Source organism: Oleisolibacter albus (genome assembly GCF_003336875.1).
In the GTDB taxonomy this organism is placed as follows: domain Bacteria; phylum Pseudomonadota; class Alphaproteobacteria; order Azospirillales; family Azospirillaceae; genus Niveispirillum; species Niveispirillum album.
In genome coordinates this window covers 323777-336363 of record NZ_QGNJ01000002.1, presented here as the reverse complement: position 1 = coordinate 336363, position 12587 = coordinate 323777, and the positions used below count along the sequence as shown (strand labels likewise).

Genomic DNA, 12587 nt, shown 5'->3' with positions numbered 1-12587 from the left:
GCCCGGAGCGACCTGGGAGGAAATGCATGGCGGATATCACCAGCGCCAAACCCGTACCCGTGCCGGCCCCGGCCGCCGCGGCCGACCCGCGGAGCGGCTATCGCTACTATGTGCTGGCCATCCTGATCCTGGTCTACATCTTCAACTTCCTGGACCGGCAGATCATCGGCATCCTGGCCACCTCCATCAAGGCGGAGCTGGGACTCAGCGACGGCCGCCTGGGCCTGATGGGCGGGCTGGCCTTCGCCCTGTTCTACACGGCGCTGGGCATTCCCATCGCCATGCTGGCCGACCGCCGCAGCCGCACCTGGATCATGACGGTGTCCTTGGCGCTGTGGAGCGGCTTCACCGCACTGTGCGGCTTCGCCACCAATTTCTGGCAGCTGTTCCTCTGCCGCATGGGCGTGGGTGTGGGCGAGGCCGGCGGTGTCGCCCCGGCCTATTCCCTGATCGCCGACTATTTCCCGCCGCAGGAGCGGGCCCGCGCCCTGGCAGCCTACAGCTTCGGCATCCCGCTCGGCATGGCCGCCGGCGTGCTGTTCGGCGGGCTGATCGCCCATGCCGTGGGCTGGCGCGAGGCGCTGATCGCCTGCGGGCTGGCCGGCGTGCTGATCGCGCCGCTGTTCAAGCTGACGGTGCGCGAGCCGGAGCGCGGCCGGTTCGACCCGCCGGCCGCGGCCAGATTGCCGGCCCCGTCCCTGGGCGAGGTGCTGCGCACCCTGGCCGGCAAGCGCAGCTTCTGGCTGCTGGCCTTCGGCGCCTCCTGCTCCTCGGTGCTGGGCTACGGGCTGGCCTTCTGGCTGCCCTCCTTCTTCGCCCGCAGCTACGGGCTGGGGCTGGTGGACCTGTCGCTCTATTTCAGCAGCATCATCCTGGCCGGCGGGCTGATCGGCGTCTGGATGGGCGGGTCCCTGGCCGACCGGCTGGGTGCGCGCAACCGCGCCAACTATGCCCGCGTGCCGGCGGCGGCCTTCCTGCTGTCCATCCCCTTCTTCGGGCTGGGCGTGCTGTCCCCCAACCTGACCGTGGGCTTCTTCCTGTTCGTGGTGCCGCAGGCGCTGGCCCTGATGTGGCTGGGGCCGACCCTGTCGGCGGTGCAGCATCTGGTGCCGCCGGGCATGCGCGCCACGGCCTCGGCCATCTTCCTGTTCGTCAACAACCTGCTGGGCATCGGCTTCGGCACCTGGTTCCTGGGTGCCCTGTCCGACTATCTCGGCCCCCGCTACGGCGCCGACAGCCTGCGCTATTCCATCCTCTACGGGCTGGTCTTCTATCTGCTGGCGGCCGGGTTCTACCTGCTGGCCTCGCGCCGGCTGGCGCAGGACTGGCACCGCTGACGCAGTCCCCCCATGGGCAGGAGCCGCCCTGTCCATGGGAGTTCGCCGGGGAACGCCGGGATCAGGCGGCGCGGCGGCTGAGGATCAGGCCCGAGCGCGACGGCATCGGCGCCATCGGCGGGCGGGCCGCCGGCCTGGCGCGCAGCAGCACATCCTGGTAACGCTGGCCGGCCCGGGCATAGAGGGCATCGACCGCCTCTTCCGGCATCAGCCAGCCGCGGGCACGGCCGTGATGCCGCCCCGCCTCGTCCGCGTCCTCCTCGTCCCAGTCGGCGTCGTCTGCGACGGCGGCCAGCATGGGCCGGAGGGCCGGCCTGGCCGCCGGCTTGGCGGCGGTGGGGCGGCTGCTTGCCGGGGCGGGCACCGGCGAAGACACAGGCGAAGACACAGGCGGGGGCATGGCCGCCGGCTCGGGCCGGGGCAGCGGAGCGGCGGGGGTCAGCACCACCGGATCGGGGCTGACGGCCGCCGACACCTGCGGCCGGCGCACGCCCATGCCGGGCGGCTGGACATTGTGGGTGCGGACGATGCCGATGACATCGACCGTGCGCAGCTCGAACATGCGGGAAATGTCGCTGACGCCGTGGCCGGCGCGGTACGCGTCACACACCTGGGTCTCGATCGGGGTCATCGCCATCACCTTTTGCCGGAGAGCAACCGTTCGCCCCTTCATTCCAGCCGCGAAGGGTAAACAGGAGGCAAAGAAATGGCGATTTTCCGTTAATTCCCGCGGCGCAGAGGGGGTATGGCGGCTGAAAGCCGACCGATTGTTTCCCGTCAGGAGACAGCCTGCCACCCGGACCGGGCATCCCCCGGACGAAGCCGGACCGGGATGCCCGACCGGACCCGCCTCAGCGGCGGCGGAAGCGCTTCACCAGCAGGAAGCCGAACACGCCCACCGTGACCAGCAGAACCGCGCCCAGATAACCCAGGGCGATATAGGTATCCGAATCCAGATGCATGACCGCCACTCCTCCCAGGGGTTTCCTCACCGGACACAAGCGTGACGCAGCGGCGCGCCGGGCGATTTGCGGATTATCAAGCAATCCGGGCAGCGACGCCGTGACGCATGACCGGGCACCCCCCTGGCGTCCCCTGGCATCCCCCTGCCGCCCGGCCCGTCCGGGGGCCGCGCTGGCCCCCGTTCCCGGCTTGGCGCCGCCCGGCGGCCGCTGCTAAACAGGAGGGCCGTTCCGACCAGCCCAAGGGCCCTTCCCGTGACCAAGCCGCTTCCGACCGTCGATGCCGCCACCGCCGCCGCCGAGCTGTCCACCGTGCGCGACTTCCTGCGCCACGCCGTCAGCCGCTTCACCGAGGCCGAGCTGGTGCATGGCCATGGCGCCACCACCGCCTTCGACGAGGCCGCCTTCCTGGTGCTGGAGACGCTGCGGCTGCCGGTGGACAAGCTGGACCCCTGGCTGGATGCCCGGCTGACGGCGCCCGAGCGCAAGGCCGTGGCCGAGATCATCGAGGCGCGGGTCGTCACCCGCAAGCCGGCCGCCTATCTGACCAGGCGCACCTATATCCAGGGCGTGCCCTTCTATGTCGATGAGCGGGTCATCGTGCCCCGCTCCTATATCGGCGAGCTGCTGTTCTCCGACCTGTTCGGCGGCGACGACTTCACCCTGGTGGAGGACCCGACCGAGGTGGGCAGCGTGCTGGACCTGTGCACCGGCTCGGGCTGCCTGGCCATCCTGGCCGCGGCCATCTTCCCCGACGCCACGGTGGATGCCGTGGAACTGTCGCCCGATGCCTTCGAGGTCGCCAAGATCAATGTGGCCGAGCACGGGCTGGAAGACCGGGTCACCCTGTTCAACGGCGATCTGTTCAAGCCGCTGAAGACCCGCAAATACGACCTGATCATCACCAACCCGCCCTATGTCGATGCCGAGGCCATGGCCGTGCTGCCGCCGGAATACCGGCACGAGCCGGAGCTGGCGCTGGCGGCCGGCAAGGACGGGCTGGATGTGGTGCGCCGCATCCTGAAGGAGGCGCCCAAGCACCTGAACCCCGGCGGCGGCCTGCTGTGCGAGGTCGGCACCGGCCGCGCCGCCCTGGAAGAGGCCTATCCCGGGCTGGACTTCCTCTGGCTGGAGACGGCGGAGAGCTTCGGCGAGGTGTTCTGGATCACGCGGGAGCAGTTGACCGAGCGCTGAACCCCGGCGGCGCGGCATTCTCCCCAGGGGGAATGCCGCGGCGACAAAGGCGACCTTAACGCGACCTGAGGCGACGCAAAGGCGACTAACGCAACCTTAAGGTGACGCTTAAGGTGACATATGTCGCGTTTCAAACCGCTGAAATATAAGGATTTTAGTCCTTAAGGTGACATCAACCCCCTGTGGCCGTCCCCGCGTCACCTTTGCCATGCCCGTCGCGGCGAACAGGCGATATCGCTCACCCTTCCTTCTGCTTTTCACCATATCCAAGATCCGGCCCGGCTCTCGGGCAATCGGCTCCAGGAAAGCAGAAATTAGGAATTTTGTCCACAGATGCGCCGGCGGGCGCAGCCAGCCGCCCCTCACGCCGTTGCGGTGAATTCCGGCACCGTCTCGCCCAGCCGCAGGCGGAAGCGCGTGCCGGCGCCGGGCGCCGTCTCCACCTCGATGCTGCCCGCCAGCGGCCCGGTCACCAGATTGTGGACGATGTGCAGGCCCAGCCCGGTGCCGCCCTGGCCACGACGGGTGGTGAAGAACGGATCGAACATGCGGTCCCGCACCGAGTCCGGCATGCCGATGCCATTGTCGGCCACGGTCAGGACAGCCTGCCGCTCGCCCAGCCGTGCCACCCGCAGCGTCAATGTCGGCTCGGCCACGCCCTCGAAGGCATGCACCACGGCGTTCTGCACCAGATTGGTCACCACCTGGGCCAGGGCACCGGCCTGCAGCGACAGCTCGACCCCGTCCTCGCCCTCCAGCGACACGGCCACATGATTGCGGCGCAGCAGCGGTTCCAGGCTGCGCAGCACGTCGGCCAGATAGGCCTTGAGGTCGATGCTGCGCTGCTGTTCCACGAACTGGTCGGCGGCCACCTGCTTGAAGCTGCGCACCAGATCGGCGGCGCGGCGCAGATTGCTGTTCAGCACCAGGAAGCCCTCGCGCGCATCCTCGATGAAGGCGGCCAGGGCCGAGCGGGTCAGGGAGCGGTTCTCCATGCCGCTGCCCACCGTCTCCACCTCGCGTTCGATATGGGTGCCGGTGGTGATGGCGATGCCGAGCGGCGTGTTGATCTCGTGCGCCACGCCGGCCACCAGCTGGCCCAGGGACACCAGCTTCTCCTGCCGGATCAGGCTGGCCTGGGCCGTGCGCAGATCCGCCAGCGCCCGGGTCGCCTCCTGCTGTGCCGTCTCCGCCGCGGCCTTGGCCGTCTGCGTGTCCTGCCAGGCGCGCGCATTGGCGATGGCGATGGCGCCATAGGCGGCGATGGTGCGCAGCGCCTCCAGCTCGCGGGCGCCGAAGGCCTCGGCCTGCCGGCTCTGCACCGTGATGACGCCGATCATGCGGCCGCCATGGATCAGCGGGCGGAAGACCAGCGTGCGCATGGGCGGCCCCGGCCGGATCCCCGGCGCCGCCGGCGCCTGCATCGACTCGTCCTCGCCCAGCATCAGCATTTCCCGCTGCTCGCGGATGGCCCGCGCGGCCAGGAAATTGGGATGGTCCATGGGGAAGGCGATGGGATCGGCCCGCACCCCGTTCTCGACGTAATAGGGATAGTGGCACTGCCCGTCGTCGCCACGCACCAGGGCGATGCCGAACACGTCGGCCTGCATCAGCATGGCCACATGCCGGTGCAGGGCGGCATAGACCTGTTCCGGGTCCAGCAGGCCCGTCAGTTCGCGCCCCGCGTCACCCAGATGCCGCAGGGCGTCCGCCGCCGCCACCAGATCGCTGGTGCGTTCGGCCACCTGCTGCTCCAGGGCGCGGCTGCGCATGCGCAGCATCGAGGTGCGGACCTGCATCAGGGTCAGCACCAGCGCCAGCACCAGGAACACCGCCAGCGCCTGCACCCAGCCGGTCTGATACCAGGCCGGCAGGAAGCGCACCGGAACCGCCAGGGTCCGGTCGGACCAGGCCCCGTCCTTGTCGCTGCCGCGCACCTCCAGCATATAGTCGCCGGGCGGCAGGTTGGTGTAGGTGGCGCTGCGGCGGCTGGCATCGGCCTCAATCCAGTCGCGGTCATAGCCCAGCAGCCGGTAGCGGTAGCGGGTCAGTTCCGGCCCGCCATAATCCAGGGCGGCGAATTCCACCTCCAGGCTGGAGGCGCCGGGATGCACCAGCAATGGCGGCTCGGTCCGGCTGATATCGGCGGGATCGTCCAGGCGGCTGTTGAAGCGTTCCATCGGGATGGGCTGCCCGCCGGCCCGGCCCGCCGTGGCCACCACCGGCGTCAACGCGCGCCGCGCCATCAGCCGGTCGGGCCGCACCACGGTGACGCCGCCGGCCCCGCCGAACACCAGTTCACCCGCCGCGGTGCGGGCCGCAGCACCCGTCCAGTAGGCGGTGATGCGCACACCGTCATCGGCACCGAAGGCCCGCACCGTGAAGTCCTGCGGGTCGATGCGGGCTATGCCGTTGGCCGTGCTGGCCCAGACCTTGCCCTGCGCATCCAGCAGCAGCCCGCCGATATTGTTGTCGGGCAGACCATGGCGGGTGGTGAAGCGGCGCAGCCGCAGGGGCTGGGCCGCCGCCTCCCCCATGGCGATGCCGCCGCCCAGCGTGCCGATCCACAGCCGCCCGTCCCCGTCCACCAGCAGGGAAGAGATCAGACCATTGGGAATGGAGGCGGCATCGGCCGGATCGTGCCGCATCTGCTCCACCGTGCCGGTGTCCAGCCGGTAGCGCGCCAGCCCGGCCGCCGTTCCCAGCCACAGCGTGCCGTCCGCCCCCCCGGCCAACGCCTGCACCAGCGGGCTGTCCAGGACACCGGCCGCCAGTTCCACCCGGATGAGGCCGCTGGCCGGGTCCAGCGACAGCAGCCCGTCCGCGGTGCCGATCCAGACCCGCCCGGCCCAGGCCAGCAGCGCCTCGATGCGCGGGGCGGGATTGGGCAAAGGCAGCGGCAGCGCGCTGACATGCCCGTCCGGCCCCAGGCGGAACAGGCCGTGCCGGGTGCCGGCCAGCACCGGCCCGGCCGGGTCGTCCCGTCGCGCCTGCTGTCCGCCGGATCGGCTTGCATCACCAGGCGACACCAGACTGACGACGCTGGTGGGGGGAAGGGTGCGCGGCGGACCGGCCGGCCCGGTGCGCACCCGGGCCACCACCCCCTGCTCCGGATCGACGCGGTCGATGCCCTGCTCGCCCAGCCCCAGCAGCAGCGTCCCGTCCGGGCGCGGCAGCAGCGCCAGCACGTCCTCATCACTCAGCCCCTGCGCCTGCAGCGGCGAATAGCGGATGGTGGCGAAGGCCCCGACCGCCGGATCATGCCGGGTCAGGCCCCGCTCGGTGCCGATCCAGAGCAGGCCACCACGGTCGCGGTAGAGCACCGGGGTGGAGTCGCTGGGCAGGGCGGCGGCATCGGCCGGATCGCTGTGGACCGGGCGTAAGTCGCCACCGGCCATATCATAGAAGATCAGGCCGGAATTGACGCTGGATAGTGCCAACCGGCCGGGGCCGATGGCGGTGATGGCGCGGACGGTGACACCGGCCAGCAGCAGCGGCTGCCCCTGGCGGTCATGGGCGGCATGGACCAGCCCGTCCTGCGGGTCCACGAACCAGAGCCGCGACTGTTCCCCGGCCGAAGTGGCGAACCACAGCCGCCCCTCCGCATCCTCGCTGCCCAGGATGGCGCGGTCGCTGCCGGGATCGGGCTCGCCCGGGGCGGGAGCCACGGCCAGAAGCCGCTCCCCCTCCGGGGCCAGCCGCACCAGCCCGCGGCGCGTGGCGACCCACAGCCGCCCCGCCCGGTCGCGCCGCAGGCTGGACACCCGGTCGCTGGGCAGGCCGGAGCCGTCACTGGCCTGCAGCACCCGCGTCACCCGCCAGCTGGCCGGATCGACATGGGCCAGACCGCCATGGGTGGCCACCCACAGGCCGCCGGCCCCATCGTCGGCGATGCTGTTGACGGTGGCGTTGGGCAGCCCGTCGGGACCGACGCTGAGCCGGCGGAACTGGCTGCGGGTCGGGTCCAGCCGGGCCAGCCCCGCCGTGAAGGTGCCGACCCAGAGCGCGCCCTGCGGGTCCTCGTGCAGGGCCAGGATGAAATTGTCCGGCAGGGAGTCGGGCGCATCGGGATCGGCGATATAGGTGCGGAAGCGGAACCCGTCGTAACGGGCCAGCCCCCCCTGGGTGCCGACCCAGAGGAACCCCGCCTGATCCTGGGTCAGCGCCGTCACCGCCGGATTGGGCAGCCCTTCCCGGCGCCCGACCGTGTCGAACCCCGGCGTGGCCAGCGCCGTCCACCGCTCCGGCCCGGCCGCGGCCGGCAGGGGAGCGCCCGGCGAGGGAGCACCCGCCGGGGCGGTGCCCGGCAGCGGCGCTTCCGGCTGCGCGGCCAGGGCGGCCGGCAGCAGGGCACACAGCCAGAGCAGCAGGGCCGGCAGCGCCCGGCGAAGGTGGAAAGAACCGGAAACGGGCGTCATACCGCAACGTTCGTGGCGACAGGGATATACGTCCGAAAGTAACCCTAACGGATCGAGAGTACCAGACCCGGATGACGCCCGCGCGCAGGACGGGACCGATGGCGCCGGCCGCCGCCGCCCGCTAAAGTCGGCACACAGGGCGGCAAGGACGGGGGCGGGCGACCATGGACAGCGGCTTGGTGCTGGCGCTTTCGGTTCTGTACCTGGCGGTGCTGTTCACCATCGCCTGGCATGGCGACCGTCAGGCCGGCCGCGGGCCGCAGCGACGGCGGGCGCCGCTGCTCTATGCCCTCAGCCTGGCAGTCTACTGCACCTCCTGGACCTTCTACGGCGCCATCGGCCGCGCCGCCACCGGCGGGCTGGATTTCCTGTCGATCTATGTGGGGCCCATCCTCATGGTCGGTCTGGGCTGGCCGGTGCTGGCCAAGATGGTGCGGGTGGCCAAGGCCGAGAATGTCGTCTCCATCTCCGACTTCCTGTCGGCCCGCTATGGCAAGAGCCGGGTGCTGGCGGCGCTGGTGACCGCCACCGCCGTGGTCGGGGTGCTGCCCTATTTCGCCCTGCAGCTGAAGGCCATCACCATCAGCCTGGAAGCGCTCAGCATCCATCCCTTCGGCGGCAGCGGCCAGGGCATCCTGGGCCGCACCACGCTGCTGGTGACGCTGGCCATGGCGGTGTTCGCCGTGCTGTTCGGCGTGCGCAACATCCACGCCAACGAGCATCACCGCGGGCTGATGCAGGCCATCGCCACGGAATCGCTGGTGAAGCTGGCCGCGGCCCTGGTGGTGGGGGCCGGCATCGTGCTGGCGGCCAGCGGCGGCTCGCTGGAGACCATGCGCCTGGCGCTGGGCGGCGCCGATCTGGGCGGGCTGGTCTCGCCCCGCCTGGGCTTCGGCTTCTGGGGCCTCAGCGCCCTGTCGGCCCTGGCCATCGTCTGCCTGCCGCGCCAGTTCCATGTCATGGTGGTGGAGAACACCCATGTGGGCGACATCCGCACCGCCGCCTGGCTGTTCCCGGCCTATCTGCTGGCCATCAACCTGTTCGTGCTGCCGGTGGCGCTGACCGGGCTGACGACCTTCCCGGACGGCAGCGTCAATGCCGACACCTTCCTGGTCACGCTGCCCATGCACCAGGGCCGGCCCTGGCTGGCGCTGCTGGCCTTCATCGGCGGCCTGTCGGCGGCCACCAGCATGGTCATCGTCGGCGCCGTGGCGCTGAGCACCATGGTCTGCAACGATCTGGTGCTGCCGCTGCTGATGGCCTGGAAGCCGGCCCTGCGGCGCTGGCAGGCCGATCCCCGGCCCATGCTGCTGACGGTGCGCCGGCTGGCCGTGGGCGTGATCCTGGGGCTGGCCTATCTCTATTACCTGCTGATCGGCTCGGTCTTCCCGCTGGCCACCATCGGCACGGTCAGCTTCGCCGGCGTGGCCCAGTTCGCCCCGGCCCTGCTGGTGGGGCTGTTCAACCGCCGGGCCACCAAGGCCGGCGCCATCGCCGGCATCGCCGTGGGCTTCCTGGCCTGGACCTATACCGTGCTGCTGCCCAGCTTCGATGCCGCCGGCCTGATCGCCCCGACCTTCGGCCCGAGCTGGCTCAGCCCCGGCGGGCTGGGCGGGGTGCATGATCTGGACACGCTGGTGGGCGGAGCCCTGGCCAGCCTGCTGCTGAATCTGGCGACGCTGGTGGGCGTTTCCGCCCTGACCCGCCAGTCGGAGCTGGAGCGGCAGCAGGCCCGCCGCTTCGTCTCCATGCGGCACGACACCGGCAGCGGCCCCGCAGCACCACGCGGCGCGGCACTGCTCGACCTGTACGAGCTGGCCGCGCGCTATGTGGGCCGTCAGCGCGCCGACGCCACCTTCCGCGAGCTGGTGGCGCTGCGCAACGGTCCCGACGCCCCCTTCGAGGAGGGGTTGCAGGACCGCATCGACCCGGAGGCGGTGCGCGCCACCGAATGGCTGCTCTCCGGTGCCATCGGCTCCGGCTCGGCCCGGGTGGTGGTGGCCAGCCTGCTGTCGGACCGGCGGCTGTCGCGCTCCGACGCCCGCTCCATCATCGACGAGGCCTCGCGCGCCATCCTGGACCAGCATCTGCTGCTGCGCACCACGCTGGAGCATGTGGGCAAGGGCATCTGCGCCTGGGACCGGGACTTCTGCGCCCTGCTGTGGAACCGCCGCTTCCTGGAGATGCTGGACGTGCCGGAGGGGCTGATGCAGGTGGGGCTGCCCCTGTCGGTGCTGGTGGAATATCTGCGCAACCGCGGCGAATATGGCCGCAACGGCGACATGGACAGCCTGCTGGCCCGCCGCTCCGACCCGCGGCGCCAGGACCAGATCGACCTGTACCACCGCATCCGCCCCGACGGCTCGGTGCTGGAGATCTCCTCCAACCCGCTGCCCGACGGCGGCTTCGTCGCCGTCTATACCGACGTCACCGAGCGCTACCGCGCCGCCGAGGCCCTGCGCGAGGCCAATGAGGGGCTGGAACGGCGCATCGCCGAGCGCACCGAGGCGCTGGCCGCCGCCAAGGCCGACGCCGACCGCGCCAACCACGCCAAGACCCGGCTGCTGGCCGCCGTCAGCCACGACCTGCTGCAGCCGCTGCATGCCGCCCGCCTGTTCATCTCCGCCGGGATGGAGCGCTCCACCGACCCGCTGCTGCCCCAGGCCGACGCCGCCCTGCGCTCGGTGGAGCAGCTTCTGGGCGACCTGCTGGACGTGACCAAGCTGGACAATGGCGTCATCAAGCCCAGCCCGGCCCCGGTGCGGGTCGACGACATCCTGCGCCCGCTGGGCGACGAATTCGCCGTGGTGGCCCAGCGCCACGGGCTGGCCCTGCGGCGGGTGGCGGTGGGGGCGTCGGTCATGACCGATGCCGTGCTGCTGCGCCGCATCCTGCAGAACTTCCTGGCCAACGCCGTGCGCTACACGCGGCGGGGCCGCATCCTGCTGGGCTGCCGCCGCCAGGGGGCCAGCCTGCGCATCGAGGTCTGGGACACCGGTCCCGGCATCCCCGCCGACAAGCTGACCGAGATCTTCAAGGAGTTCCGCCAGCTCGACCCCGGCGCGCCGGAACGCGACAAGGGGCTGGGGCTGGGCCTGTCCATCGTCGAGCGTCTGGCCGGCATCCTGGGCCATCGCGTCACCGTCCGCTCCTGGCCCGGCACGGGCAGCTGCTTCGCCGTGGAGGTGCCGCTGGCCGCCGCCGCCCCGGCCCGGCTGGCCCCCGGCGGCGCCCGCACCCAGGGGCTGGAGGGCACGCTGGTGCTGTGCATCGAGAACGAGGAGACCATCGCCCGCGCCACGCGCGAACTGCTGACCGGCTGGTCCTGCGACGTGGTCACCGGCGCCACCGCGGACGAGGTGCTGGCCGCCCTGGATGGCCGCCGGCCGGACGTGGTGCTGACCGATTTCCACCTGGACCACGGCCTGTCGGGGCTGGAGGTGCTGGCGGCGGTGCGCGCCGCCTTCGGCAGCGACATCCCCGCCGCCACCCTGACCGCCGACCGCAGCGCCGAGGTGCGCGCGGCGGTGGAGGCCGCCGGCTGCCGCCTGGCCTACAAGCCGATGCGGCCCGGCGCCCTGCGCGCCCTGCTGGCCCATCTGGCGGCCGAGGGCAAGCGCGGCAAGGCGGCCTGAGCCCGGGCGCAGGAGACCGGGGCGCGGGAGACTGGGGCGCGGGAGACTGGGGCGCAGGCCCGGCGCCCGAGGGACTCCGGCGAGGGAACCCGGACCAGATCCGGCGGTCAGTTCGCCTTCGGTGCCGGCGGCGTGTCGGGGTTCAGCGCCTCGGCCAGCCGGGTGGTGGCGCTGCCGCGGCGGGCCGGCTGCTGCTGGGTGGCGGGGTCGGGCGCCCAGCCGGCCAGGAAGAGGATCTGGAAGGTGGCCGGAACCGTGCCGTCCTGCTCCTGGAACAGCTCCAGGTAGCGCTCGGCGGCGCGGGCGATGACGGCGCTGCGCGTCGGTGCCTTCAGCCGGTTCAGCCCGGCATTGGTCTCGCCCATGCCGCGCAGATCCTGCAACAGACGCCAGGGCGTGGCATAGCTGACGGTCAGCGTGTCCATATCGGCCACCGGCAGGGCGAACCCGGCCCGCTGCAGCAGGCCGGCGGCATCGCGCAGACCGGCCATGGGGCTGATGCGGGGGCTGACGCCGCCCGTCACCTCCTGCTCCGCCTCCATCAGGGCGCGGCGCAGCTCGAACAGGGTGTCGCCGCCGAACAGCGCCGCCAGGAACAGCCCGTCCGGCCGCAGGGCCTGACGGATCTGGATCAGGCTGCCGGGCAAGTCGTTGACCCAGTGCAGCGACAGGTTGCTGACCACCATGTCGAAGGCGCCGGGGGCGAAGGGCAGCCGCTCCTCGTCGGCGGCCAGGGCCGGCGCCCCGGCGCGGGCGGCCATGGCCGGGGAGAGATCGGCCCGGATGATCGTTTCGATCCCGGACCGGCCCTTTAGCGCCGCCGCCATTTCACCACCATGGCAGCCCAGGTCCAGCACGCGCGGAAAGGTCCGCCGCAGCACGTCCAGCCGTTCGGCCAGGCGGTCGGCCACCTCGCGCAGCAGGAAATCATGTTCGGCCAGCAGCGGCGCCGCCCGGTCCCGGTGCATCCGCACCACCCGGCGGTCGAAAACGGTCATGGCATCGGCGTCGGTCATGCTGCCCCCATACACCGCGGATTTC

The 12587-nt window shown here is 71.6% G+C and carries 6 protein-coding genes; 3 read left to right on the top strand and 3 right to left on the bottom strand.

Going from position 1 to position 12587, the window contains the following annotated elements; translation table 11 throughout:
• Positions 1-26 precede the first annotated feature (26 nt).
• On the top strand, positions 27-1337 hold the full coding sequence (locus DK368_RS04525; protein WP_114392380.1) for a spinster family MFS transporter: 1311 nt from the start codon (positions 27-29) through the stop codon (positions 1335-1337).
• Between the two features lie 61 nt (positions 1338-1398).
• Here DK368_RS04525 and DK368_RS04520 read toward each other — a convergent pair whose 3' ends face one another.
• The gene (locus DK368_RS04520; protein ID WP_155524468.1) at positions 1399-1968 is read right to left on the bottom strand and encodes a hypothetical protein; all 570 of its coding nucleotides are present in this window, start codon (positions 1966-1968) and stop codon (positions 1399-1401) included.
• A gap of 586 nt (positions 1969-2554) precedes the next feature.
• Between DK368_RS04520 and prmB the strand changes: the two genes are divergently transcribed.
• Positions 2555-3493, top strand: coding sequence for a 50S ribosomal protein L3 N(5)-glutamine methyltransferase (prmB, locus tag DK368_RS04515; protein WP_114392376.1), 939 nt, complete (start codon positions 2555-2557; stop codon positions 3491-3493).
• A gap of 362 nt (positions 3494-3855) precedes the next feature.
• Here prmB and DK368_RS04510 read toward each other — a convergent pair whose 3' ends face one another.
• Positions 3856-7911, bottom strand: coding sequence for a two-component regulator propeller domain-containing protein (locus tag DK368_RS04510; RefSeq protein ID WP_114392374.1), 4056 nt, complete (start codon positions 7909-7911; stop codon positions 3856-3858).
• Positions 7912-8075: 164 nt separating this feature from the next.
• Between DK368_RS04510 and DK368_RS04505 the strand changes: the two genes are divergently transcribed.
• Positions 8076-11546, top strand: a complete 3471-nt coding sequence (locus DK368_RS04505) for a hybrid sensor histidine kinase/response regulator (protein ID WP_114392372.1) — start codon at positions 8076-8078, stop codon at positions 11544-11546.
• A 107-nt stretch (positions 11547-11653) separates the two neighbouring features.
• On the opposite strand, the gene DK368_RS04500 is transcribed toward DK368_RS04505, so the two are convergent.
• A complete protein-coding gene (locus tag DK368_RS04500; protein ID WP_114392615.1) occupies positions 11654-12562 on the bottom strand; it encodes a methyltransferase domain-containing protein in 909 nt (302 codons plus the stop codon).
• Positions 12563-12587: the final 25 nt, after the last annotated feature.